The sequence below is a fragment of the Pedobacter terrae genome, from assembly GCF_036946585.1.
In the GTDB taxonomy this organism is placed as follows: domain Bacteria; phylum Bacteroidota; class Bacteroidia; order Sphingobacteriales; family Sphingobacteriaceae; genus Pedobacter; species Pedobacter terrae_C.
Genome location: NZ_JAQIIV010000020.1, coordinates 45986 through 70612, shown reverse-complemented (window position 1 = coordinate 70612; position 24627 = coordinate 45986). Strand labels below are relative to the sequence as shown.

General features: G+C 37.9%; 23 protein-coding genes. 8 read left to right on the top strand and 15 right to left on the bottom strand.

Features of this window, described 5'->3' with window-relative positions:
* Positions 1–450: 450 nt before the first annotated feature.
* The 5 genes from PGN18_RS19705 to PGN18_RS19685 all read right to left on the bottom strand — a co-directional run bounded on the left by PGN18_RS19705 (position 451) and on the right by PGN18_RS19685 (position 3091).
* Complete coding sequence (locus tag PGN18_RS19705; RefSeq protein WP_335321289.1) at positions 451–1059, bottom strand: alpha-ketoglutarate-dependent dioxygenase AlkB family protein; 609 nt, start codon at positions 1057–1059, stop codon at positions 451–453.
* Complete coding sequence (locus tag PGN18_RS19700; protein ID WP_335321288.1) at positions 1031–1282, bottom strand: Ada metal-binding domain-containing protein; 252 nt, start codon at positions 1280–1282, stop codon at positions 1031–1033. Before PGN18_RS19700 ends, PGN18_RS19705 begins: the two co-directional genes overlap by 29 nt.
* Positions 1275–2126 (bottom strand): methylated-DNA--[protein]-cysteine S-methyltransferase, encoded by an 852-nt coding sequence (locus PGN18_RS19695; RefSeq protein WP_335321287.1) that lies wholly within the window; start codon positions 2124–2126, stop codon positions 1275–1277. Before PGN18_RS19695 ends, PGN18_RS19700 begins: the two co-directional genes overlap by 8 nt.
* A 166-nt stretch (positions 2127–2292) precedes the next feature.
* Positions 2293–2631, bottom strand: coding sequence for a n-acetylglutamate synthase (locus tag PGN18_RS19690; RefSeq protein WP_335321285.1), 339 nt, complete (start codon positions 2629–2631; stop codon positions 2293–2295).
* 100 nt (positions 2632–2731) lie between these two features.
* Complete coding sequence (locus PGN18_RS19685) at positions 2732–3091, bottom strand: hypothetical protein (protein WP_335321284.1); 360 nt, start codon at positions 3089–3091, stop codon at positions 2732–2734.
* Between the two features lie 236 nt (positions 3092–3327).
* Between PGN18_RS19685 and PGN18_RS19680 the strand changes: the two genes are divergently transcribed.
* On the top strand, positions 3328–3675 hold the full coding sequence (locus tag PGN18_RS19680; protein ID WP_335321283.1) for a single-stranded DNA-binding protein: 348 nt from the start codon (positions 3328–3330) through the stop codon (positions 3673–3675).
* A gap of 55 nt (positions 3676–3730) precedes the next feature.
* Here the strand turns inward: PGN18_RS19680 and PGN18_RS19675 are convergent, their stop codons facing one another.
* The 5 genes from PGN18_RS19675 to PGN18_RS19655 form a co-directional block, all read right to left on the bottom strand.
* Entirely contained in the window at positions 3731–5782 is a 2052-nt protein-coding gene (locus PGN18_RS19675; RefSeq protein WP_335321282.1) for a TonB-dependent receptor, read from the bottom strand.
* A gap of 73 nt (positions 5783–5855) precedes the next feature.
* Complete coding sequence (locus tag PGN18_RS19670) at positions 5856–7175, bottom strand: PQQ-dependent sugar dehydrogenase (RefSeq protein ID WP_335321281.1); 1320 nt, start codon at positions 7173–7175, stop codon at positions 5856–5858.
* Between the two features lie 410 nt (positions 7176–7585).
* The gene (locus PGN18_RS19665; RefSeq protein WP_335321280.1) at positions 7586–8158 is read right to left on the bottom strand and encodes a hypothetical protein; all 573 of its coding nucleotides are present in this window, start codon (positions 8156–8158) and stop codon (positions 7586–7588) included.
* Between the two features lie 278 nt (positions 8159–8436).
* Complete coding sequence (locus PGN18_RS19660) at positions 8437–9783, bottom strand: ankyrin repeat domain-containing protein (RefSeq protein ID WP_335321279.1); 1347 nt, start codon at positions 9781–9783, stop codon at positions 8437–8439.
* A 7-nt stretch (positions 9784–9790) separates the two neighbouring features.
* Positions 9791–10993, bottom strand: a complete 1203-nt coding sequence (locus tag PGN18_RS19655) for an ankyrin repeat domain-containing protein (RefSeq protein WP_335321278.1) — start codon at positions 10991–10993, stop codon at positions 9791–9793.
* Between the two features lie 863 nt (positions 10994–11856).
* Between PGN18_RS19655 and PGN18_RS19650 the strand changes: the two genes are divergently transcribed.
* Both PGN18_RS19650 and PGN18_RS19645 read left to right on the top strand, forming a co-directional pair.
* The gene (locus tag PGN18_RS19650) at positions 11857–14076 is read left to right on the top strand and encodes an NADP-dependent isocitrate dehydrogenase (protein WP_335321277.1); all 2220 of its coding nucleotides are present in this window, start codon (positions 11857–11859) and stop codon (positions 14074–14076) included.
* 591 nt (positions 14077–14667) lie between these two features.
* The gene (locus PGN18_RS19645) at positions 14668–15075 is read left to right on the top strand and encodes a hypothetical protein (RefSeq protein ID WP_335321276.1); all 408 of its coding nucleotides are present in this window, start codon (positions 14668–14670) and stop codon (positions 15073–15075) included.
* Between the two features lie 78 nt (positions 15076–15153).
* Here the strand turns inward: PGN18_RS19645 and PGN18_RS19640 are convergent, their stop codons facing one another.
* The 3 genes from PGN18_RS19640 to PGN18_RS19630 form a co-directional block, all read right to left on the bottom strand.
* Positions 15154–16980 (bottom strand): DNA polymerase III subunit gamma/tau, encoded by a 1827-nt coding sequence (locus tag PGN18_RS19640; RefSeq protein WP_335321275.1) that lies wholly within the window; start codon positions 16978–16980, stop codon positions 15154–15156.
* 107 nt (positions 16981–17087) lie between these two features.
* Positions 17088–17846, bottom strand: coding sequence for a DUF1570 domain-containing protein (locus PGN18_RS19635; RefSeq protein ID WP_335321274.1), 759 nt, complete (start codon positions 17844–17846; stop codon positions 17088–17090).
* Between the two features lie 751 nt (positions 17847–18597).
* The gene (locus tag PGN18_RS19630) at positions 18598–19461 is read right to left on the bottom strand and encodes an AraC family transcriptional regulator (RefSeq protein ID WP_335321273.1); all 864 of its coding nucleotides are present in this window, start codon (positions 19459–19461) and stop codon (positions 18598–18600) included.
* 182 nt (positions 19462–19643) lie between these two features.
* On the opposite strand from PGN18_RS19630, the gene PGN18_RS19625 reads away from it, so the two are divergent.
* From PGN18_RS19625 to rplI, 4 genes are all read left to right on the top strand, one after another.
* Positions 19644–20237: a hypothetical protein gene (locus PGN18_RS19625; protein WP_335321272.1), complete on the top strand. Its 594-nt coding sequence runs from the start codon at positions 19644–19646 to the stop codon at positions 20235–20237.
* Between the two features lie 307 nt (positions 20238–20544).
* Complete coding sequence (gene rpsF / locus PGN18_RS19620) at positions 20545–20901, top strand: 30S ribosomal protein S6 (protein WP_090982636.1); 357 nt, start codon at positions 20545–20547, stop codon at positions 20899–20901.
* Positions 20901–21164: a 30S ribosomal protein S18 gene (gene rpsR, locus PGN18_RS19615; RefSeq protein ID WP_010599582.1), complete on the top strand. Its 264-nt coding sequence runs from the start codon at positions 20901–20903 to the stop codon at positions 21162–21164. Before rpsF ends, rpsR begins: the two co-directional genes overlap by 1 nt.
* A gap of 12 nt (positions 21165–21176) precedes the next feature.
* Complete coding sequence (rplI, locus tag PGN18_RS19610) at positions 21177–21620, top strand: 50S ribosomal protein L9 (RefSeq protein WP_090499059.1); 444 nt, start codon at positions 21177–21179, stop codon at positions 21618–21620.
* Positions 21621–22089: 469 nt separating this feature from the next.
* Here rplI and PGN18_RS19605 read toward each other — a convergent pair whose 3' ends face one another.
* Complete coding sequence (locus PGN18_RS19605; RefSeq protein ID WP_335321271.1) at positions 22090–22791, bottom strand: SDR family oxidoreductase; 702 nt, start codon at positions 22789–22791, stop codon at positions 22090–22092.
* A gap of 30 nt (positions 22792–22821) precedes the next feature.
* Positions 22822–23631 carry a 3-keto-disaccharide hydrolase gene (locus PGN18_RS19600; protein WP_335321270.1) on the bottom strand — a complete coding sequence of 270 codons (810 nt, stop codon included), beginning with the start codon at positions 23629–23631 and terminating at the stop codon, positions 22822–22824.
* Positions 23632–23862: 231 nt separating this feature from the next.
* Here PGN18_RS19600 and mtgA point away from each other — a divergent pair, with 231 nt between their 5' ends.
* Positions 23863–24591, top strand: coding sequence for a monofunctional biosynthetic peptidoglycan transglycosylase (gene mtgA / locus PGN18_RS19595; protein ID WP_335321269.1), 729 nt, complete (start codon positions 23863–23865; stop codon positions 24589–24591).
* Positions 24592–24627 lie beyond the last annotated feature (36 nt).

The following is a 24627-nucleotide window of genomic DNA, read 5'->3' as shown; positions in this document are numbered from 1 at the left end:
AGATTATACTGGCCAGTAATTTTATTAAAATATCATCATCTTTTTGCAAAGAGTTTTATCACTGAAACAAAAAGACTTTGTTCGTTGGTTGCCTTTGATAACTCTATAATGAAACTCGTCAATTGCGAGGAGGAACGACGAAGCTTGCCGGAAACTGGCTGGCAATCTTTCATTTTAGAGATCGCTTCTCTGAAGGTCATGTCTAATTATACATTAATTTATTGTTGTAATTTTTTCCTTTTTTATAGCACTATTGTATGCCTAATTACAAGTTGCACTGGCGGTTTCAGTTGCCTGCAGCTACTGTGTTGTCAGCATTTTTTCTGTAAAATGGGCCCTGAAATAAATTTACTTCGTAGCTTTCCGCTTCGCTACAGGTCAGGGTGACAACAAGGAAATAAAAACGGTTATAAAGATCTTCAGAAGAGATTGTTAATAGCATTATTACTCCTAAACCACCATTGTTCTAAAAGTCAGGTTTATCCTTGGCTTATTTACCTTCCTGGTGGTTGGTAATCGGTGCAGCCAGTTGGTTTGTGTTTCATCTTTCATCACCAGTAAACTTCCATTTTCTAAAAACAGCGTTACCGTTTCCTTAGTTTTTTTATGTTTAAATAGGAATTTCCGCTCCGCACCAAAACTTAAAGATGCAATGGCAGAATCTGTTGCCAGGGCCTTTTCGTCATCACTATGATAAGCCATTCCTTCGTCACCATTATGGTATAGATTAAGTAAACAAGAATTAAACGTTGCACCTGTTTGTTCCTCTGATATCTTTTTCAATTCCAGTAATTCTTTAGTCCATGGTAAGGCGGTTTTTGATTTATTGGAGTAGGTGTAAGAATAGGCCTCATCTCCATACCAGGCCACTTTCCTTTTAGTAATGATGTGTTTGCCCATAATAAAGGCTTCGTCGTTTCTCCACTCGATTGTCCTCATCAACACATCAAAATACTGATCGGCTTCTGATTGCCGGAATAATTTGCCATAATAATTTACTGTTCCATCTTGCGGGAGCAGGTTTTGAGCACTATCTATTGTGGTGTTGAATAAATCCATTGTTTATATGTTTTTTTAGGCAATGCCCACACGGACGGTAGCCCATGTTGATTGCTTCTTCTTCGGAACGGAAAAACACACGGTTTTCTTTGTTCATCCGCTTTCCGGATCTACATTTGAGCAGCCCGTAAATTTTCAACCTGGCATTTCCGCCCAGGCAAATATCTTTGTTTTTGAAATGTTTTTTTAATTCCTCAGTGGAAATATCGATATGCTTAATCATGTGTACTTAAGTTGGTTCTTGCTGCTTCCCAACCTATCATCGCTGTTTTCCGATTCACTCCCCAATGGTAGCCACCTAAAGCACCGCTTGATTGTATTACCCGATGGCAAGGGATGAGAAAAGCAACCGGGTTATCGCCAATGGCAGTACCCACTGCTCTTGATGCATTTGGCTTTTGCAATTGTCTGGCAATGTTACCATAAGTTGCTAGTTTACCCATAGGGATTTTCAATAGAGCTTCCCAAACTTTTAACTGGAAATCTGTCCCTTTTAAATGCAGTTTAATCTGTTGCAATTTGCTCCAATCGTGACTAAAAATAGTTAAAGCACTTTGCTGTTCCTGATCGAAAATCTGCTGGTATTCGGCTGCCGGGAATTGGCGTTGCAGATTTGTAATTGCAGACTTTTCATCTTCGTAAAAAGCAATATGGCATATTCCTTTTGAAGTACTGGCTACAATAACGTTCCCAAACGGGCTTTCGGTAAAACTATAATTGATACTTAGGTTTTCACCACCATTTTTATATTCACCAGGTGTCATCCCTTCGATATTTACAAAAAGATCATGCAGCCTGCTGGTTCCTGATAAGCCTGTTGCTAATGCGGTATCGAATAAACTTTGGTTTTCTTTCAGCATTTCTTTAGCGTAACCAATGCTGATATATTGTAAAAAACGTTTAGGTGTGGTGCCTGCCCATTCGCTAAATAACCTTTGGAAATGAAAGGGACTTAAATTTACTTTTTCTGCAATTTCTTCTAAACCGGGCTGTGTTTTAAAATTTGTTTTGATATAGCTGATGGCTTCAGCTATCCGGTTGAAATTGATTTCTTCTTGTACTTTCATGGTCTTGAATAATTTACATCCAAAAGTAATTGGTAAAGAAAAGGCAAACTACCCGAAACTTGCTAAATTTAACCGCATTTTATACCCTGATTTATTTTATTCCACCACCAATTAATTCCTCTACTCTTGAAAGGCCGATACTCTCATATTAAATGGAAAAGATGATTTATTGTTCTTCGATAATAGATTGCCCTTTTGATTGATCTCCGGACGTCCATTCCCAGGTTTCATGAAGCCTGATTTTGCCATTAGGCAATAGTTCTGGCTTTGAGCTACACATCCCGGTCATTAGTTCACCTTGTTGGTTTATTTGATGATAGCGCATTTCGATGTTTCCATCGTGATCTACCAAGCCAATCAAGTGACCAGAAATAATTTTTCCACCCTCATATTCTGCAGTTAGTATATTTCCTGTTTGTTTATATCTAAAAATGGTTTCATTTGATGTTTCGCCATTTTCTGTATTGCTTACAGGTTTAAAAATTTTGTTGTTATAATTTATCATCAATGGATAAAACTAATCATCTCTGCTTGAATAAAAAAATCCAACCACTTGTCCTTTGTCTCTTCAATCCTTACTGAAAATTAAAGTATTTCAAACGAACTTAACCCAAACTTTCTTCTCTTTTTACCAAGAGGTAGTCATCTTGATTTAGGATTAGATAGCCATATTCATAACAGAAAATATAGGTGTTACCGTTTTGGGTTTTGTAGCTGGAAGTATGAAATTCAAAATTAAAGCCTGCCGAAACCAGCTTTTTAACGATAACCTTTGTTTTACCGGTTGGATTTAGCGCAGCAAGAATGGCCCGATTTTTTTTGAGTATATTATTTACCTTCTTAATCATCAGATTATCCTCGATATTCAAGCGATTGTTGTAATTGCTGCGGCAAGAATCATCGCAGTATTTTTTATCAGCCCGACCTCTTATCGGGCTTCCGCAGTCTAAACATAAACGTTCCATAATAATTGGCTTTTTTTATTATGGGATGATAATCTAATTTATAAAATAAAATGCTGAATAAAAAATTAAGTATCATAACAATGCTTCAAGAGTACATTATCCGTGTATAAACGTTTATAAACGGATATAAATGTTTACCATCCGAATAATTTTTGAAGCTGTTTGCAATTTTGTCCTGTCGGTTGTCTAGGTGATGACTGTTCGTTAAACATTTAGAAACTTAAAATTTAAAAATTATGGAAAGTGCAGTTAACAAAGTAGTATTGAGTGGATTTGCAGGAGCAGATGCAGAAGTTAAAAATTTCGGAAGTCAAAAATTAGCAAAAGTTAATCTTGCTATAAATGAAAATTATAGAAATTCGTCAGGAGATGAAGTAAAGAGGGTACAATGGTTTAATTTAATTTTTTGGAATGCAAAAGCCGAGCTCGCAGAAGCTCAGGTAAAAAAGGGTACAGCTTTAACCATTGAAGGCAGGTTACAAACCAATAGCTATGATGGGGCAGACGGTAAAAAGCGCTATGCGGTAGAAATAGTTGTTGGTGATATCGTAATTAAGGAAAAAGAGAAGAAAGAAATCTTTTAGCTTACAACAAAATCGTATCATGTAGATAGACCATTTACATGATGCGATTTAATAATTACAATTGGACAGAAAGGCCTGTATAAAAATTAATGCCTGCGGCGGAGTTAAAATATCTTCCATTTGCAGCATTTAAGTCGTTGCCTAAACTGTATTGTACATTGAGTAGATTGTTTACGCCTGCAAAAAGCGCTAAACGGATTTTGTTGATGTTTAAATTTCTGACACCTAGTTTGCTTTCAACCAAATGATATCTATTCGCAAAAACGGTATTGGCATCATTTAAAGGGATTGAAGAAGTATAGTTATGTTGTACGAAAAGATAGAATGCTTTCGGAAAGTTCAATTCTAAACTATTGATTAAAACATTTTCTGGAACTCCCGTAAGTTTGTTGCCGTCAAACATGCCCATGCCACTTGAAAAATTTTCAAATCTAAAATGGCTATAAGTATAATTCGTCTTCCATTGTAAACCTGTTAAAAAGGATGGGTTATTCTTGATGATCCAAATGGTAGTTTCCAATTCAATTCCTTGTTGGCTGGTCCCGCCGGCATTGGTAAAGTATTCGGTGTCATTTTGATTTAATCTTCTAACAATAGCATCTTTCAAATGGTAATTGAATAGGTTGGCACTGGTATAAAAGCGATTGTTTTTGGTTTTATAACGTAAACCCAATTCATAATTCCAGCCAAGCTCGGCCTGCAGATCATTATTAATATTATTGTCTGATGCCCTGACTTCAGCAATGGTTGGCGGCGAATAGCCTTTACTGACCGAGGCCCTGGCTGAAAAATCAGAAGTGATCAGATAAGATACTGCCGCCTTTGGCATAAACTGGGTGTCGAATTTTCTTTGTTTAGAGGCTATAACATTCGGAAAATAACTCTCGTAATGGTATCTGTAGAAATTTAAACTTGAGGCAAGTTCGATCAGCAATCGACTGTTGACATCTAGGTTAAACCTCAAATAGGCAAAATCCTGCCCCGCCTTCAATCGGTCTGAAGCCTGCATTGCAGTAGCCTCACCACCGTTGTTATTAAAATTTTTAATCTGGCTTTTGGTGCCTGAACTTTCCAATCCGATCTGAGCATTATACTTTACGTTTTCTTTATCCTGTGCATAATCCAGAAAGGTTCTTAATCCAAGTGTATTTTCATAACGTTGCTCGTAATTGGTGATAAAAGGATTTTTAAAGTCGGTATAGGTTGTAAATAAAGCTATTACATGTTTCAAATGTTTGCTGATTTGATAAGAATTGGATATTCCTCCAAAAATGGTTTTGTTGTAGATAGCAGCTTGCTGCGAAATGGCTCCAGGCAATGTTGCAGTTGCGGGACGTGCCAGTCTGGGATTTTGATCTAGCTGCGAAGCTGTTAATCCACCTGGTGTTTGGTACTTTAAATCGCTATAAAATGCAAAAGCCTTTAAGCTTCCGGCATTGCTATAGTCCCATTGCTGCAACGTTTGAAAATATTTTCTATCCATTGCACTGTTTTCCCGATAACCATCACTTCTCTGATATCCTTCGCTAAAACTGAAGCGGTAATTTTTGTATTGCTGTTTGATTGATGCAGTTTGATGGAAGAGGCCATAAGAACCACCTGTAGCTGAAAAAATAATTTCATTTTGGTTCACGAGAGGAGGATTGATCAAAATTGCACCACCTGTATTTGCGCCAAAGATATTAGCTTCCGGACCCTTGTAAATTTCCATCGTACCTACTGCAGAAACATCTAAGGCATTCAAATAAGTATTTCCTCCGGCGTCAGTTAGAGGAAAATCATCAATGTAAATTTTAACGTTTCGTATGCCGAAAGGAGATCGAAGTAAACTGCCGCGAAGTGATAAGCGGTAACTGCCTGGCGAGCGTTCCTCCATTCTTACTCCTGGTAACGTATTTAACATACTCACTAACGAGCTGTTGGGTTGATTTTTTATCAGGCTGCTATCTATCAAGTTTACAGCTGATACCGATCTTAATAAAGTTTGGTTATTATAATAACCTTTTACGGTAACTTCTTCTAGTTTTTTAATCGAATCGGGTTTGATGGTTTGAGCAAAAGCCGCAGAAGCAAGCAGGATAAACAGTAAGGTAAAGTTCGATTTCAAAATGTAAAAGTTAATTTGAGCCACAGATTAGCGAATAAAATTACATATTCTGTTAATCTGTGGCTAATTTAAATTATTTCGCCGCTACTTTCCAGATTACGCCACTAACATCGTCTGCCACCAGTAAAGCACCATCAGGTGTTAGGGTAACGCCAACCGGACGACCATAAACCTCTGCTTTTTCCTGGTCGGCAATAAAACCTGTTAAAAAATCTTCGATTTTTCCACTTGGTTTTCCATCTTTAAAAGGTACGAAAGCCACTTTGTAACCAGAAATAGCCGAACGGTTCCACGAGCCATGTTGGCCAATAAACGCACCTCCCTGGTATTTTTGCGGAAACTTTTTGCCTTTATAGAAAGCCAGCCCTAAAGATGCGGTATGTGCGCCAACTGCAACATCAGGTGCTATGGCTTTTTTAACCATTTCGGGGTTTTGTCCTCTCAAGCGGGGATCTTCGTTCTGACCATAGTATGAATATGGCCAACCATAAAACGCACCCTGTTTAACACTGGTGATGTAGTCCGGAACAAGATCGTCGCCTAATCCATCACGTTCGTTAACAGCTGTCCACAACACATTGGTTGATGGTGCCCAATCTATGCCAACAGGATTTCGCAAACCACTGGCGTAAATTTTTTCACCACTGCCATCGGGATTGATTTCTAAAATATTGGCTCTTCTTACCTCGTTTTCCATTCCATTTTCGCCGACATTACTGCCTGATCCAACCGTTATATAAATCTTACTTTGATCGGCATTGGCAATGAGATTTCTTGTCCAGTGATTGTTATAGCCACCTGCGGGAAGACTCAGGATCTTTTTGCCTGTCGCGGTTATTTTGGTATCTCCAGGTTTATATGGGTACTGCCAGATGCCATCTGTATTGGCTACATAAAAGGAATTGCCAATAATCAACATGCCGAAAGGTTGGTTCAGTCCATTTAAAAAGGTAGTAACCAATTCGGGTTTACCATCTTTGTTTTCATCACGGTATAGAAGAATGGTATTGGCACTTTTTCCTGGTACTTCAGATTTTGCTTTGCCTGTTACTGTATTGGCCACAGCTTCAGCGGTACTTCTTTCCGAGTTGGAAAGTACTACCAATACATCTCCATTTGGTGTGATATAAGTATTGCGTGGACTTTTAATGTTGGCTGCAAATTTGGTAACCACAAAGCCTTCTGGTGCAACAGGTGTTTTTCCATCTGGCCAGCCAATTACCTTGCTGAATTTGTTTTTAGCTGCATTGGTATCAGGAGCAGGTAAGTCTATTGCTCCGGCTTTGGTTGTTATGGTGGTATCTTCTCCTTGTTTTTGCGACTTAGAATTGGATTGGCATCCAAATAGAAAAGCAGTAGAAAGCACTGATGCGTAAAAAATCTTGTTTTTCATGTTAACCGGTTTTGATTTAGGTTTTATCTAAAAAATATAACATCAAAAAGGAAGAGATGTTTTTACCAAAGGCATAATTGCCACGACGCTCGCATAAGAAAGGAAAGCCAGTCAAAGTACCTTACTTGAAAACAGATATACAAATCTTCAATGTGATGATAAATGGGTTCTTAAAATAACTGATTGTTATAGCTATCGGAAGCTAACCAAGCAGTGCTCTGAATGCCTCTAAATAAAAGATACTGATGAATGATCTTAGTGCACAAGTCCTAAGATTAGCTTCGCTGAGCACTTCGTGGTTCCCGCATGCGCGAGATAGGATAGCTATCGGATGACGACCGCACTTATTGATGCTGCCAATGTTAGCTTGTCGAAGTATCTTTTTCTAATATTTCAAAGGCGTCTGAGTTTTATCTAACCAAATTTTCCTGTAACTTTATTTCGATTTCTTTTGCATTTAATATCAACGCAGAAAATTGTGGATCTGATTTTACCAGTAGAAATTTCCCGTTGGGAAGAATTATGGCTGAGGTTCCGCAGGTAGTCACCTCTCTAAATAATAATTTTCTAAGAAAACCAGAATCCGTTTCTATTTCTAAACCCTTCGATTTAATAGGGCTGAAACTCTCTCCTTCCTCCCGGTATTGGTAAATGGCAACTTTTGGTCTGGCTTCGGCTTTTTCCTGAATATTCTTTTGAAAAGCCCACCTTACATTGTTTAGGAATTCTGCATTTTGGTAGCTTAGGTCGTTCCAACAAACATCTTTATTGAAATCGTATTTGATAATGATGGTGTCTTTTAAGGCAAGCCTTTCATTTTGTTTTAAAAAAGCATGCAGCGAATCAATCTGTGCCTCTGATAATGTACCCGCCTGATAGCGTTTATTTTCGTCAACATACAATTTGGGTGAACAGGCGTATACCAAGGTTAAAAGAAGGAGAGGAATAAATGCCTGTAGTTTGATTTTAGAGATACGTTTCATTTGTATGAGCATTATATTGTCGAATAAATTTAGAACTAAAAATTTATCCGACAATATTTTTCAATACAAAATTTCGTATCGACCGTATCGCAGTGGGAGTGCCCACCTGTGCGGACAGGCCTGCCCGTAAAGGCGGGGAGAGATCTGTCTTCATAGATTTCTCGGCTACGTTGCACTTCGCTCCGAAATGACGGCACCAGGGATTTTCACCGGAAATAATGGCTCTTTGCGATCTGTCATTCCCAAATCCTTTACTTTTCTCGAAAGGACGGTCTGACTCAACCTTTTAAAATTTTCGCTTTCTCCCCATCAAACTCTTCCTGCGATAAAATTCCGGCATCTAATAACTCTTTTAAATCCAACAAGGCCTGTTTTTTGGTGGCCATATTGTTTTTTGGAACTTCAACATTAGTTTCTGTTGATGTTACATTACTATCCTGAACTTTTGAATTAGCAGCGGGGCCATATTTCAATAAGAGTTCGGTAATTTCATTAAAACCTTTGATATTTGAATAATCTATTGCCTTTTGCTCTTTTACATTTACGATGGAGGGATCGGCAGATTTTTCGAGCAAAAATTTAACGGCATCTTTTTTACCATTTGCAGCCGCATAATGTAAAGCTGTATTTCCGCTTTCATCCTGAATATTCACGTTAGCGCCTTTTTCTAACAGCAGCTTTAACATACTTAAATGCCCGCTCTTAGCGGCGACATGCAGCATGCTTTCGCCGCCGTAATTGTAGTTATTATCAAGAGAAAAACTGGCCGAAATGGAAATATTGTTAGCCGTTTCTACCCACTCCAGATATGAATACATGGAATCGTCATTACCAGAAAGTGGTTTGGCATAATTTACATCCACGCCATTGGCCAAAAATAAATCGACAATTTCTTTTTGGTTATTGGCACAGGCATACCAGATTGGGGATAAGCCATTTTTGGAAGATACAAAAACGTCAGCACCATTTTCTACCAATGTTTTGGTTAGCATTCGGTTAGCATCGTAACAGGCAAGCAATAATGCCGATTCACCATCATGGTTAATGTGGTTGATATGGCCTCCGTTTTCGAGAATAAACGATACCATTGGCATATTTTTAGATTTAACTGCAAAAATTAGCGGTGAGTCTCCATTTTTATTGGTGGTGTTGATATTGGCGCCAAAATCAAGTAATTTTTGAACTACTTCTTTGTTTCTCCACGCTGATGCAATAAGTAAAGGCGTTTCTGCCTCGTTATTTTCACTGTCAACATCTAAACCCTTATCCAGCAATTTTTCCAAAACTTCAATCTGTCCGTTTTGAGCAGTTAAATGTAATAAACTATTGCCTTTTAGGTCTTTAATATCAATTCTTGCACCTTTGTCCAATAAATAAAGTGCAGTTTGTTTTTGTTTTTGCAAGCAGGCAAAATAAAAAGGTGTTTCGCCATGATGGTCTTCGTAATCTAAATCTGCGCCTCGTTCAATTAAAATTTTTACGAGATCCAAATACCCATGATGTGCAGCATAATGTAGTGCAGTACGGCCTTTTTCGTCCGTATAGCGTACTTCTACTTCATTATTGGACAATAAGAGTTCGGCAATTTTCCGTTTGCCACTTTCGCAGGCGATAATAAATGACATTGACATATTAAGATTGTTTCATGAGCAGTTCAACAGTTTTTATTTTCAGGTTATCATCCGAAGCTAGCATTAAGGCTGTCTGATCCTTATCGTTTGTGAGCGAGGTATTCGCACCATTTTCGATCAGGAGTTTTACTTTTCGGTAAGTTTCTTTTGCTTTTTCAGCTTCATAATTTACATTGTATGCGCAAACTTTGTGCAATAAAGTATTTCCCTGGTTATCAGTTCTGTTAATGTCTACCTGTCCGCTTTCTAATACGGCCTCCAAAATACCGGCCTTGTTTTCAGCAATTACGTCTAACGGCGTCTTTTCTTTACCGTACCAGATACTTGGCTGATATAAATCGGCACCATCATTAAGCAGTTTTTTAAGGAAGTTGATGCTGCTTTCACTGTCAGACATCATACGGGCGTATTCAAATAGTAATGTTTCACCTTTTTTGTTAACCTGATCAAATGCAGGAGAATCAAAATTGCGCAGGGTATCATACATACTTTCACTTTGAGCATGCGCCACTGCATAAAAGAAAGCTGAATTACCATCTCGGTCAGTGTAGTTCGGATCTGCACCATTTTCAAGTAAGTGTGCAATTAAATTTTTCTTATTAAACTTTACAGCGATAATCAAAGAGGTTTCCTGTATAATGTTGCCTTCATTGATATCAACACCTTCATTAAGCAGAATATCGATATATCCCTTTATTAAATCAGTGGTTTGTTCATCATTCAGGTTATACCTGCGCAAATTGCTTTTTACTACCTGATGGATATAGTTTTCTTCTGCATTGTTTTTAAAATTGGCGGTACATCCGGCATCGATACAGGCTTTAATGACATCTAAACTAACGCCGTTTTCAAAAAGATAACCCAATAAGGTTTGGGCATTTACTTCATCGTTCAGGTTATCGAAGTGAACAATAAATTCGCTGAAGAAGCTGATATCATCCGCTTCATTGCCGAGATTGCGAACAATACCCTGGAAAATACTTTTGTCAAAATTATCGAATTCATAAATGTCAGTTTCGATTGTTTTGTCTTTAACCAATATATTCAGGATTTCGTACTGTTTATCTTTGATAAGATTGTCGAAAATTGATGATTTCTGATAATCCTGCAGGTTTTTGGAGAGTTTTTCGCCGTTTTGCATTAAGCTTTTGGCTTCGTCAAATTTTCGGGAATTTAATAGTTGATCTAAGGTTATTTCGCTCATTTCAATTAAAATATTTAAAGTAGATAGTGATGTGCGATTGTAGTCACAAAAGTTTAGCCAAAGAATTTGCCTGATCTAAAATTATTGGGAATGTTGCAGTGAATCAGAACGATAAAAATGTCTTTTTATGGTCTTTTTTAGGAAAGCAATTTCAGACTTCCATCGGTTATTTTCTTCCTGCTCTATCTTCTGCCATGAAAAATAGCATCCGTTCGATCAGGTTTAGATTGGTCGTTTTTCTGTTAATAGGTCAGTTTTCCCATTGCACAAACCTAGATTTTATAGCCCTGATCGTAGTGGCATCCCCGATATTTCATCGGGATAAAGCGAAGAGCAGGACGAACTTTAAAAAATGCGAATGACCCTGCGCTTCTAAAAACAACAACTTTTAATGTTTTGTCTATGCGTCTTTGCCAACATTACGCTGTAATAGTTTCTTATTCATAGGAAAGCAATTTCACCGTTCCGTAAGTTATTTTCTTCCTGCTCTACCTCCTGACATGAAAAATGGCATCAGTTCGATCAGGTTTTGATTGGTCGTTTTTCTGCTAATAGGTCAGTTTTCCCATTGCACAAACCTAAATTTTATAGCCCTGATCGGAGCGGCATCCCCGATATTTCATCGGGATAAAGCGAAGAGCAGGACAACCTTTAAAAATAGAAAATGACATGGCGCTCCAAAACCAAAATCATCCATTAATAGTTTACTGGTCGTCTGTAAATAACTGCACATCCAAACCATAAATAACATTACTGTGTTCCTTAATTCATTCGATTATTTTATCTTTAGGCGATTTTAAAAAGATCGGTTTGAGCCATAAACCGATTGAATAATTAAAAGTAATAAGCAAAATCAATATAACATGTCAAATACATCAAAAATTATCTACACCAAAACCGATGAGGCGCCAATGTTGGCAACCTACTCACTGTTACCTATTGTACAAGCTTTTACCGCATCAGCGGGTATTGATGTAGAAACCAGAGATATTTCTTTAGCAGGAAGAATTTTGGCCAACTTTCCGGAGTATTTAAACGACGATCAAAAAATTGGTGATGCGCTGGCAGAACTTGGTACTTTAGCTACCACTCCAGAGGCAAATATCATCAAATTACCAAATATTTCTGCTTCTATCCCACAATTGGTAGGTGCAATTACTGAACTTCAGGCGCAGGGCTTTGCTATTCCAAATTATCCTGATAATGCACAGAGCGATGAAGAAAAAGCAATAAAAGCTAAATATGCCAAAGTTTTAGGTTCTGCTGTAAACCCGGTTTTACGTGAAGGTAACTCTGATCGTAGGGCACCTAAAGCGGTTAAAAACTATGCTAAGCAAAACCCGCATTCAATGGGTAAATGGTCGGCAGATTCGAAGACCAAAGTGGCCAGTATGACAGGAGGTGATTTTTACGGTTCGGAAAAATCGACCACTGTTGCTGAAGCAAGTCAATTTAAAATAGAATTCGTAGCTACAGACGGTACGGTAACCGAATTAAAAGGTTTATCGCCACTAAAGGCAGGAGAGGTTATTGATAGTTCTGCGTTGAGCTTATCTGCTTTGAAAACTTTTGTAGCTAAGGAAATTGCTGAAGCCAAAGCTGCAGGTGTGTTACTATCTGCACACTTAAAGGCTACCATGATGAAAGTGTCTGACCCGATTATTTTCGGAGCCATTGTTGAGGTTTATTTTGCAGATGTTTTTGCTAAATATGCTGATCTTTTCAAAGAATTAAATATCGATACCCGTAATGGTTTAGGTGATGTTTATGCAAAAATTGCAGGCAACCCTAAACAAGCTGAGGTTGAAGCTGCGTTAGCACAAGCCATTGAAAATGGTCCGGCTTTGGCTATGGTTAACTCTGATAAAGGAATTACCAACTTGCACGTGCCAAGTGATGTAATTGTTGATGCTTCTATGCCGGCTATGATCCGTACGTCAGGGCAAATGTGGAATGCAGCAGGTAAACTTCAGGATACCATTGCTTTAATTCCAGATCGTTGTTATGCCGGCGTTTATACTGCAACCATTGACGATTGTAAAGCAAATGGTGCTTTCGATGTAACAACAATTGGTTCGGTACCAAATGTTGGTTTAATGGCGCAGAAAGCTGAAGAATATGGTTCACATGATAAAACTTTCCAGGCTACAGGTTCAGGAACCATCCGCGTTACTGATGCCGATGGCAAGATATTTTTCGATCAGAAAGTAGAAAAAGGCGATATCTTCCGCATGTGCCAAACCAAGGATGCACCGATTCAGGATTGGGTGAAATTAGCCGTAAACAGGGCGCGTTTATCAGAAACGCCCGCAGTTTTCTGGTTGGATGAACAAAGGGCACACGACAGAGAGATTATTGCCAAAGTAAATACTTATTTAAAAGATCACGATACTACAGGTTTAGATATCCGCATTCTGGCTCCGATTGAAGCCACTAAATTTACTTTGGAGCGAATCCGCAAAGGTTTAGATACCATTTCGGTTACTGGTAATGTTTTGCGTGATTATTTGACCGATTTATTCCCGATTTTGGAATTAGGTACATCTGCTAAAATGTTATCGATTGTGCCTTTAATGAATGGTGGTGGGTTGTTCGAAACCGGTGCAGGTGGTTCTGCTCCAAAACACATTGAGCAGTTTATAGAGGAAGGTTATTTGCGTTGGGATTCGCTAGGTGAGTTTTTGGCACTCCAAGCTTCATTAGAGCATTTATCACAAACCCAGAACAATGCAAAAGCCCAGGTATTGGCTGATGCTTTAGATGAGGCTAATGCTAAATTTTTGGCAACTGATAAATCGCCAGGCAGAAAGTTAGGTACTATCGATAACCGTGGTTCTCACTTTTACTTAGCTTTATATTGGGCTGAAGCTTTGGCAACACAAAATAAGGATACTGATTTACAGGCTAGATTTGCACCACTGGCTAAGACCTTATTGGAAAATGAGGCAAAAATTAACGAAGAACTGATCGGTGCACAGGGCAAACCTCAAAACATTGGTGGTTACTATAACCCTAATGATGAGTTGGCCAGCAAAGCCATGCGTCCAAGCGAAACATTAAATAATTCTTTGGCTTCTTTATAAGCTAAACTTGATTTGTCAACTTCAATATACTGCTAGTATGGAAGTTGACAACTCTTAGAATATTTAGGCGTCCTGATGTAAAAAATCAGGACGCTTTTTTGTGATGCATAATTCCGAATTTTTATTCATTTTGCTGGAATTTGAGGATTCTTATTTATTTGGAAAGCAGATGCAGAAGCATTTGGGTTACAGCAGTCCCGCTCCCGCTTCTGCTCCCGATGAAAAATCGGTAGCATCCCGCTTTGATCGGGTTTAGGTGGATTGGTCATTACTTACTATTTACGTCGATATTAATTACCAGGGCCTCGGCCTGTATCCCCTCAGGCCGAAACGAGGACCCGATTAAATAACTGCAGTCTCCATGTGATATTCATCTATAGCTTAAAGCCTGACGATTATCGGCGCTTTGCTGCGTGAGGGATAGCAACGGAAAGCCCACAGCCATGAGGAACAACGGCGAGGACTTGAAGTGTATAGCCCGACCTTTGCGCAGCTTGGGGCACGCCCAAATAATAAGAAAATTGTAGGGCTAACGAAAACCTTATTTATACCGCCTTGTTATAAGAATATAAATTAAAGGAGACCTATACCATGGATATTAACGAAAATAAAGGATCGCAGGATAAAATACACAGCACTACAGAAAGTAGCGAAATTAACCGGGAAAATTTATCGTACGACGAAAATAAAGAGAGTTACGAACTTGATGTAAAGGGAACGGATAAAGAATATGATCATCCGATGGGGTATGAAACCGTTGCTGCAGGCGCAAGGGATGATGATTCTACGTATGATGAAGCAAACCCTTACGTTGGTGATGAATATGCACGCGATGAGGAGATCGCTGAAGACAATTTAGAAGAACTAGGTATGCACGTTGATAACGGAGAGAGTGTAAAACTTAGTCCGGAGGATGAAATTCTTGCCCGTACACCAGAAGATAACCGTGATGATCTGGATGAAGAAGGTTATCCGATTAATGATTCGCCAAAAGACTAGTTTGGCAGTTTTCAGTTGGTAGTTTTCAGTTATCTGCAAATTAAAACTGCCAACTGAAAATTAAGAATGGCCAACTAATTAAGGGTTAATATCTAAATTAAACCTTCTCCGCAGCTCATCCAATTTTGGGTTTTTGTTGACCAGGTAATCATACTTTTCGCGATTACCGTAGAGCCTGTTTTCTATCTTCCGCTCGGTTAACTTATAAGTAACTTCAATACCAAAATTTCTAAGTTCGTTCCGTAAGAAATTTAATAGTTCAACAGATTCTTGTTGTACCAGGTGTTCCTGTGTTTTACTCTCTACCGAAATTTCGATCAGCTCCGGATTTAAAAGTCTTGGTGCAAAATTATTTAAGATTGTGAAAAGGTTAATTTTATCGGCAGCCTTCATCTTTTGCGTAAAAGTATTCCATACTTCCAGTAAACGATCGTAACTAAAAGGCTCCCTTGCTTCACCGGTTGCTTTTTTCGGTCCTTTGTCTTCTTCTTCCTTTGCGATGCGGTCAAAATCATTCAAAGATGGGATCAGCATACTTGTTGCGCTTGCCTTTGGGATATTGATGCTGATGGAAGTTGCAGAGGGCGAAGGAATGCTTACTTTCGGGCTTTCTTTTGCTTTTTCCGCTACAGGGGGGCTGGACTGAACACGGGTGTTAAAGGCAGGTATTGTTTCAGGAATGGTCTTTTCGCTTTCGGCTGTCGGCTTCGTATTTTCAGCTTTTTCAGCTATAACATTAGTTTTTTTTTTATCCTGATCTGCGTCAGTTGCTGTGTTATTGGGGCTTAAAGGCTGTTGTGCTAAATTGACGACCGACCGGATATGGCACATTTTAATCAAGGCCAACTCTACCTGTAAACGCTGGTTTTTAGAGTTTTTGTAGTTTAAATCGCAGGTGTTGGCTAAATTTAATGCCGTTAACAGAAATGACAATTCGGTTTGCCTGCACTGATCCAGATATTTTTGTTTAATATTTTCGCTAACCTCTAACAATTTAATGGTAGCAGCATCTTTACCGACCAATAAATTACGGAAGTGACTGGCCAAACCATTGATAAAATTGTTGCCATCAAAACCATTGTTCAAAATTTCATCAAACAGGAGCAAGGTCTGACTCACTTCTGCTGCTGTTAAATAGGAGGTGAGCTTGAAAAAATAATCGTAATCTAAAATATTGAGGTTATCGATTACCGCCTTATAGGTAATGTTCTTGTTTGCATAACTGGCAATCTGATCGAACATCGAAAGCGCATCACGTAATCCACCATCGGCCTTTTGCGCAATAATATGCAGGCCATCACTTTCGAAAGCAATGTTTTCGCGTTGGGCTATTTTGGATAGGTGACTGGCAATGTCTTCTACCTGGATGCGGTTAAAATCAAAAATCTGGCAACGTGATAAAATGGTTGGCAGGATTTTATGTTTTTCGGTAGTAGCCAGGATAAAAATAGCATAAGATGGTGGTTCTTCCAGTGTTTTCAGAAACGCATTAAATGCGCTTTGAGATAACATGTGTACCTCATCAATGATATAGATTTTATACTTTCCAGCTTGTGGCGGTATTCTAACCTGTTCAATTAAACTCCGGATATCATCAACAGAGTTGTTTGAAGCCGCATCTAATTCGTGTACATTAAATGAATGTCCGTTTTGGAAAGACAGGCAATTGTCGCATTGGCCGCAGGCTTCCATATCGGCTGTAGGGTTGGTACAGTTAATGGTTTTGGCCAGGATACGAGCACAGGTCGTTTTACCCACTCCACGAGGCCCGCAAAATAAAAATGCCTGGGCAAGTTGATTGTTTTTAATGGCGTTTTTTAACGTGCCGGTAATATGCTGCTGGCCAACAACGGTTTCGAAGGTGGCTGGGCGGTATTTACGGGCAGAAACGATAAAATTTTCCATCGGCACGAAAATAGGAAAAATTTAGGTGTTGTTAGATTGAAATGTTGGAATGTGGAAAAGTTGAAATGTGATCAGAAAGAAGCTCCCTTGTCAGCCGACATTAAAGATTATCTATGATAGTAATAAAACTGTTTATATCTTTCTTCAAATTTGTCAAAACTACCAAAAGTAAGTTCGATTGCTTTTTCTGTGTCATAACCCCGCGTATTTAGTTTAATGATGTTTTTAAGCATGTCCGTTCTTTTTGATTTGATAAAAAAGTAAATCACACTATACGCGGTATTGTAGTTATCATCTATATCATGGCCATAAAATGAACCACTATATATTTTAAAGAAGTTTTTTAATCTTTCACTATCTTTAACATCTATTCCTGATTTTATGCTTTTAATTCTTGCGCTTTGTGGGTAAGCATATAAATTTCCTTCACTGTCAAAGTCAAGAGTTTCAAAAAACTCCGCTAATCCCTCATTCAGCCATTTAGGCGAATTTTTAAAATTGAACTGAAAAATACTGTGACTGGCCTCGTGGAGTGCAACCGGAATAAAATCGCTGCTTTTGTATACGAAGGCTTCATTAATTGCTGCTATGTAGAATCCAGCACTGTTAATGGGTGCTTTGTATGTTTTTTGCACTAACCTGTAATCTTTATTTTTTCCGTAGAGGTTTAGTTTTACAGGGGCGGTAATGTTTTCCCTTGTTTCAAAAATTTCATTGCAGAACATACGCTCATAGGCGATTAGTTTTTCTATTTTCTTTTGTTCAGTATCACTTATTTTGCAATTGACCAGGTTGATGTCGACATATTGAGCAAAAAGCGATACGCAAATCATATTGGCTATGGCCAGTAGCAGGAGTTTTTTCATGGTTGATTATGGAATGAAACGTTAAAAATGGTTTTATTAATTTATAACTAAAATATATATTCGTGAAATATTTTCATGAAAAGTCAAACGTTCATCCATTGCATCCTATCCTGCTTATTATTAATCTAATGTTCCTGTAAAAAAGAGCCGATAAACCTGAATTTGATAATTATTTGTTAAAAATAGTGTTGTAAAAGTGATCAATTTTGATCTATTATTCATGCTGAATTTATTTTACAAGTAGCGCTAGTGTTTTCAATTACCTTGTAGCTACTGCATGGTCAGCATCTTTAGCATGAAGGACCCTGAAATGAATTACCTTCGGTGAGCTCGCCAAGGCTCGGTTCAGGACGACTCTGAATTGAAAATATCTTACGGGGGCCATTTAAAGCTGAACTATTAATCGATTTCAGGTAATAAATAATTTTATCATTAAAGTAGTGGTAAATTGAAATATGAGCAGTTGGTTCAAAAGAGTTATGGTTGTACAGGTAAATTGTTGGGTGAGTCTGTTTATTTAACTGCCAAGGAAGCGTATTGTCGTTTTAGTAACGATGGAATAGCAATTCAGTATTTCGATCAGATTTCTAATAATACTTGTAAAGTAATTTAAGACAGTAGCTTTGAAATAACTACAAGACTTGTAAGTCCGTGCAGATTGGTGAGTATCGATAAAAAATTTCGTTTTCATTGTCGAAGGACCTAGAAGAGAAAACGCTGAGAATACACCTATATTTATGAAAATAGGCTGTTATTTTATAATAGCCTTCAATTCATTCCTATATTCTGAAGCGCTTTTGCCTGTAAACTCCTTAAATAATTTATTAAAATGGCTAAAGTTGTTAAAACCGCTTTCGTAAGAAATATTCGCAATGCTGGTCTGTTTTTCGGCTAAAAGCTTTGACGCATGTACTACCCGATACTCGTTTACGAAATGTGTAAATGTTTTCTTGGTGATCTTTTTGAAGTAACGGCAAAAGGATGGAACGGTCATGCTTGACATTTCTGCTACATGCTGTAAGCTAATCTGTTCCTGGAAATGATCTTTTACATAATTAAAAACCATGTTAATCCGGTCATTATCCTGTACCTGCATTTCCATCGAAAATCCGTCGGCATTTAAAATTTTATAGTCTTTGGCATGTTCAAGTTCATTTAATATACCAAGCAGGGATAAAAGTCTTTCAAAAGGCGGCTGATCGTCCATCATTTCTATACTGTGGCCCACTGCTTGCATGGTTTCCGTGCCAAAAGCTATTCCAGCTTTTGATTTATCAAACAATTCTTGTATTCCTTTGATCTCCTGCAGGCCCAAAAAAACGCTGCCCAGAAAATCAGGTTTCATTTGGATAACGGTTTCGTTTTTGTTGCCGGTATTGGTATCAGTAAAGCCACAGTGGGGGAGGTTACTGCCAATGAGAATCAGATCGCCTTCGGTATAATAAGAAACGTGACTGCCGATCTGTCTTTTTCCGGCGCCGCCGTTAACAAATACCATTTCAATTTCAGGATGGTAATGCCAAAGGTGAGCCATGTTGTTGGCATTTTCTACATATTTAGAATAATAAAATGAACTTCCGAAAGAAGGCTCAACAACCTCAAAACTTGGTTTCATATCCTATTAAATTATTATACTAAAATACATAAAAAATATGCTTTATTATGCTTTTTGTTAAAATAGCCGGTTAATAAGGGTAATATAACATAGATATTGGAAAATATGCAATCAACTATCTGTCAATTGCCTCCTTACCTTAGTGGTATCATATAGTTATTAATTCTTTAAAAATATTGGTTATGAAAAAGTTCTTAAAAATCGGTTTAATAGCAGCCTTATTTTTTACTGCTACGGGTGTATACGCTAACGATGGTGATTTTACTTTAAAAGTAAAAGGTGAAAAGGAAAAATTTATCCGTTTTTCTGTAGATAAAGCAGAGAATATTAATGTATCGTTAATTGATGCGGATAATGAAGTATTGTTTGAAGAAACCATTCATGCTCCGGCAGCTTCCAGCAAAATCTATGACCTTAATGAACTTCCTGACGGAAAGTATACGCTTAAAGCAGAATCAGGTGAAAAAGTTGCTAAATACAATGTAATAATCAAAAATGGTGAAGCGATTGTTTCTGAGCCAAAGATATCCAATGTATTCAGGCCAGTTTATACTAAAAAGGATCAGGTCATTACGCTTAACCTTGAAAACCTGGAAAACAATCCGGTAGAAGTTAGCGTGTATAACGAGTACAACGATGTGGTTTACAATGAAGTATTCAAGGATAAATCACAATTGATAAAGAAATTCAATGTCGGCAAAACAGATTCTAAAGAGTTAACCTTTGTGGTTAAGTACAATGATGATAGTTTTGTAAAAACGATAGAAACCTATTAAAAATCTTTACAGCTAATTGATATAGGGAGATTGTCGGATAGACGAACTCCCTTTTTTATGTATGATGGGAGAGGTAAGATTGGCTGATGTTGTAAAACTGCCCTGTATAGATAAAATCTGATTATTTTTTATGTGAGATGGATGATGTTACAAGACTGGTTTTATTTCCATCTTCCATTTTACCTCATTATATTTTAGTTCAGTACATAAAATCCAATTAATCATTTGATTTTAAGAAATATATTGTTACTTTTGCATCCCCGTAATATACCTCGGGATTAAAAAATTAAAAACATAATTTATAACAATGAATCAGTACGAAACTGTTATCGTTCTAACCCCGTTGTTATCTGAAGAGGCTGCGAAAGAGGCATTAGCTAAATTCAAAGCAGTTCTAACTGATAACGGAGCCGAAATTATCCAGGAAGATAATTGGGGTTTGAGAAAATTAGCGTATCCAATTGCAAAAAAATCAAATGGATTCTTCAACTTAACTGAATACAAAGCTTCAGGAGATTTGATCGCAAAATTAGAGCTTGAATTAAAACGCGATGAGCGTGTGTTACGTTTCTTAACTATCCGTTTAGACAAACACGCTGTTGCTTACAATGAGAAAAAGCGTAGTGGTGCTTTTAACAAAAAAACTAAGGAGGTTGCAGCGTAATGGCAAGAGAACAAATACAATACGTAACTGCCCCTAAAGTAGAGGATAACCGTAAAAAATATTGCCGTTTCAAGAAAAATGGCATTAAATACATTGATTACAAGGATGCAAACTTCTTGTTGAAATTTATTAACGATCAAGGTAAATTGTTACCACGCCGTTTAACCGGTACTTCGTTAAAATTCCAACGTAAAGTGGCACAGGCCGTTAAACGTGCCCGTCATATCGGTTTGTTACCTTTCGTTGCTGATCAATTAAAATAGGAGGCTAGAGATATGGAAATTATTTTAAAACAAGATATTAAAGGCCTTGGAGAGAAAGATGATGTAGTTACAGTAAAGCCAGGTTTTGGCCGTAACTATTTAATCCCTCAAGGATTTGCAGCACTAGCTACTTCTTCTGCTAAAAAAGTGTTGGCAGAAAATTTAAAGCAAGCTGCTTTTAAACAAGATAAAATTAAGAAAGATGCTGAAGGTGTGGCTGAGCGCTTAGCTGATGTTAAACTTTCAATCGGTGCCAAAGCAGGCGAAAGCGGAAAAATCTTCGGAGCGGTTAATACCATCCAGATTGCTGAAGCATTAAAAGCACAAGGCTTTGATGTAGACCGTCGTCGTATCACTTTCGAAACTGAACCTAAATTTGTTGGCGAATATGTAGCTAACTTAAACTTACACAAAGAAGTTAAAGTTCAGGTTCCTTTCGAAGTAATTGCTGAATAAGCATTCTTTAAAGAATCAATAAAAAGTCTCGATTTTCATCGAGACTTTTTTTATGGAAGATGAATAATGTAAGATAGAATCACGAAGGCAGTTTAAGCTGTATGGCTAAAGTGTTTGATCTGTTAACCATTTCGCATATTCTGCTATGCGCGTTCCTGAATAATATGGAAGGTTTAGCCACAAATATGGCTTTCCTGATGTCGTAATTGTTTTTTCTAGCTTAAGGGTGTTTTTAATTCGATTTGTAATAGAGTCAACCCATTTTATTTCGTTTTTGTAACAAAGTCAACCCAAATTGATATGTTTTTTGTAATAAAGTCAGGTCATTTGGATTGAATGAATAATGCAATAAACTGATATTGAGTTAAATTATTAAAGTGTATGGGAAACGCTTAATCGCTCCCCGCAGTATAAAAATGATGGTAATCTATTAGGTTGTACAATTACCTCCACCGTCCATCATCCGTCCTTATGATCCTTTCGGCGTAGTTGGTCTGATTTCTACCTTACTTGGCAGCGTTCTTGCTGGCATCGCTAACAAATCGACAATCAGTTTGCCCATGTCTTCTGGCTGGATTTTCCAGGCATCATCTTCAGCATTGGGTTGATGATCGTTAAAGTGGCTCGCTACCGATCCCGGCATAATGGTACTCACCTTTACACCATATTTTCTTAAATCAAGCATTACCGATTGTGTAAAACCTGTCAAGCCGAATTTACTGGCATTATAAGCTGATCCTCCCGCAAAAAAGTTGGTCCCTGCCAAGCTGGAGATCGTAAAGATATGCCCCTTAGTCTTTTTAATTTCTTCAACCGAGGCTTTGATACTGTAGAAAACACCTGTTAAATTGGTGTCAATCGTCTCTTTCCATAGATTAATGTCCAATTCATCAACCGGAGCAAAATGACCAATACCGGCATTGGCAATCAGTACATCCAATTGTCCCCATTTTTCGAGTATCAGGTTTACAGCATCCTGCTGAGATTTAAAATCTACCACATCTGCTTCAATAGCCAACACATCACCATGCGCTACCAATTGAGATGCAGCCTGATTTGCACTGGCAATCGTTCTGCTTGTAATGGCTACTTTATAGCCTTCTTTTAAAAGTGATTCGGCAATGCCGAAACCAATTCCCTTGCTTCCGCCTGTAATTAATGCAACTTTCATGTTGTTGTAACGTATGATATCGAAAAATGTTTACTTAGATTTTTTCATACTATGGTGAGGAAGCTCCATAATCTGGATATCTTTAAAATCTACCGGTTGTCCTTCACTTTGTAAAGCAATAAAACCCGATTTAAGTGCTTTGCCATCTATTTTAATTTTAGGGTCGTAACGGTTGGCCACGTCTCCGCCAATCTGGGGTTTACTATATTGTAAAACGGTATCGCCATTGATGATGTGGGTAACGAGTGAATCGCCTAATACAATCAATTCTGCAGATACCCATTGATCACCGTCATATGTTTTAGATTTAGAGTCCAGGCAATGGCTGTCGTACAATTTACCCTTATAAAAAATGTCGGTACCTGGGGAACACATATTTCCCGTTGGGCGGGGGCGACCGTCACTCAAGCCACCTAAAAACTGCATCTCAATCGAAATTGGCCAATCTTGTTCCTTGGGCATTGTTTTCGGATCCTGAGAATGGAACATCACACCGCTATTGCGTAACGTATAACTTGGTGCTCCTTTTTGCAACTCGCCTACGAAACGGTATTTCAACTTCAAATGATAACATGAAAAAGGTGTTTTATAGTAAAGGTGGCCGAACTGATCATTAAAATCGCCATATTGATCATATCGTACTTTAATGATGCCATCTTCAACCCTAAAAGTATTACCGAAATTTACATTATAGTCGTGATGGTGGATTTTAACATTCCAATCCTTAATGTCTTTCCCGTTAAAAAGTATGATCCACTTTTCAGATTTGTTATTGATATTTTTAGTGGTGCTGCAGCTCCATAAGCCAAGGGCGAGAAATAGGTAGCTTAGTTTTTTCATTTGGTTAATTGTTCGTGGTTCTGATATTCGGGTTTTCGTTTGGCATAGGGAATGAGAACAGTTGATTCTCATTGCCGGTCTAAAATACATAAACAAACTTATTTATCGGTATAAATTAGCCCTGTGATGAAAGAAATTGATGGTACTTGTGCCTGCAGATAGTTAGTATCTTCACGATTAAGGCCTTTATTCCCGCTTTCATTTTCAGTCTCTTTAATTACCTTTGCGTTTATGGCAAAAACACGGGCAACCAAGACCAAAAGTAAAGCAAAACATCCTCTGCTGAAGAAAATTACCAATGCGGCTACAAAAGTATTCATCTATTTTTTATTGGTTTCTGTGTTTTGGGTTATCGCGCTCCGTTTCATCAATCCACCTATTACCCTTTTAATGGTACTCCGAAATATTGAGCGTAAAGCAGATGGAAAACCTTTTAAAACAGAAAAAAAATGGGTCAAATTTGATGATATTTCTGATAACATGAAAAGGGCAGCAGTTTCTGCTGAAGATCAGCTTTTTTTATCCCATATCGGTTTTGATATGAAAGCCATAGAAAAAGCATTTGCCAGTAATGCCAAAGGAAAAAAGATTAAAGGTGGAAGTACCATTTCACAGCAAACTGCTAAAAATGTCTTTTTATGGCCTGGCCGATCATGGATCAGAAAAGGTTTTGAAGCCTATTTTACTTTGTTGATAGAGTTGTTTTGGAGCAAAGAACGAATATTGGAAGTTTACCTCAATGTAATTGAAATGGGCGACGGAATTTATGGTGCCGAGGCCGCTGCTCAAGCATATTATGGCAAATCGTGTACAAAATTGACCAAAAAACAAGCCGCTTTAATTGCTTCTTGTTTTCCAAACCCCAGAAGGTGGACACCCAAAAATGCAACTCCCTATATCAGGCATCGCCAGTACCTGATTTTGAGAAATATGAACAGGTTGGGACCCCTGGATTTTTAGCCTGGAGTCTCAAGTCCTGAGTCTTCAGTCCGTTTA

Bases quoted from the DNA above. Each gene is read 5' to 3' on its own strand.
- PGN18_RS19700 (WP_335321288.1), bottom strand. From the start codon at position 1,282: ATGATTAAGCATATCGATATTTCCACTGAGGAATTAAAAAAACATTTC.
- rplI (WP_090499059.1), top strand. From the start codon at position 21,177: ATGGAAATTATTTTAAAACAAGATATTAAAGGCCTTGGAGAGAAAGAT.
- PGN18_RS19685 (WP_335321284.1), bottom strand. From the start codon at position 3,091: ATGGAACGTTTATGTTTAGACTGCGGAAGCCCGATAAGAGGTCGGGCT.
- PGN18_RS19690 (WP_335321285.1), bottom strand. From the start codon at position 2,631: ATGATAAATTATAACAACAAAATTTTTAAACCTGTAAGCAATACAGAA.
- PGN18_RS19650 (WP_335321277.1), top strand. From the start codon at position 11,857: ATGTCAAATACATCAAAAATTATCTACACCAAAACCGATGAGGCGCCA.
- PGN18_RS19635 (WP_335321274.1), bottom strand. From the start codon at position 17,846: ATGAAAAAACTCCTGCTACTGGCCATAGCCAATATGATTTGCGTATCG.
- PGN18_RS19625 (WP_335321272.1), top strand. From the start codon at position 19,644: ATGAAAAAGTTCTTAAAAATCGGTTTAATAGCAGCCTTATTTTTTACT.
- PGN18_RS19605 (WP_335321271.1), bottom strand. From the start codon at position 22,791: ATGAAAGTTGCATTAATTACAGGCGGAAGCAAGGGAATTGGTTTCGGC.
- PGN18_RS19660 (WP_335321279.1), bottom strand. From the start codon at position 9,783: ATGTCATTTATTATCGCCTGCGAAAGTGGCAAACGGAAAATTGCCGAA.
- PGN18_RS19640 (WP_335321275.1), bottom strand. From the start codon at position 16,980: ATGGAAAATTTTATCGTTTCTGCCCGTAAATACCGCCCAGCCACCTTC.
- PGN18_RS19695 (WP_335321287.1), bottom strand. From the start codon at position 2,126: ATGAAAGTACAAGAAGAAATCAATTTCAACCGGATAGCTGAAGCCATC.
- PGN18_RS19655 (WP_335321278.1), bottom strand. From the start codon at position 10,993: ATGAGCGAAATAACCTTAGATCAACTATTAAATTCCCGAAAATTTGAC.
- PGN18_RS19630 (WP_335321273.1), bottom strand. From the start codon at position 19,461: ATGAAACCAAGTTTTGAGGTTGTTGAGCCTTCTTTCGGAAGTTCATTT.
- PGN18_RS19680 (WP_335321283.1), top strand. From the start codon at position 3,328: ATGGAAAGTGCAGTTAACAAAGTAGTATTGAGTGGATTTGCAGGAGCA.
- PGN18_RS19665 (WP_335321280.1), bottom strand. From the start codon at position 8,158: ATGAAACGTATCTCTAAAATCAAACTACAGGCATTTATTCCTCTCCTT.
- PGN18_RS19600 (WP_335321270.1), bottom strand. From the start codon at position 23,631: ATGAAAAAACTAAGCTACCTATTTCTCGCCCTTGGCTTATGGAGCTGC.
- PGN18_RS19670 (WP_335321281.1), bottom strand. From the start codon at position 7,175: ATGAAAAACAAGATTTTTTACGCATCAGTGCTTTCTACTGCTTTTCTA.
- rpsR (WP_010599582.1), top strand. From the start codon at position 20,901: ATGGCAAGAGAACAAATACAATACGTAACTGCCCCTAAAGTAGAGGAT.
- PGN18_RS19705 (WP_335321289.1), bottom strand. From the start codon at position 1,059: ATGGATTTATTCAACACCACAATAGATAGTGCTCAAAACCTGCTCCCG.
- rpsF (WP_090982636.1), top strand. From the start codon at position 20,545: ATGAATCAGTACGAAACTGTTATCGTTCTAACCCCGTTGTTATCTGAA.
- PGN18_RS19645 (WP_335321276.1), top strand. From the start codon at position 14,668: ATGGATATTAACGAAAATAAAGGATCGCAGGATAAAATACACAGCACT.
- mtgA (WP_335321269.1), top strand. From the start codon at position 23,863: ATGGCAAAAACACGGGCAACCAAGACCAAAAGTAAAGCAAAACATCCT.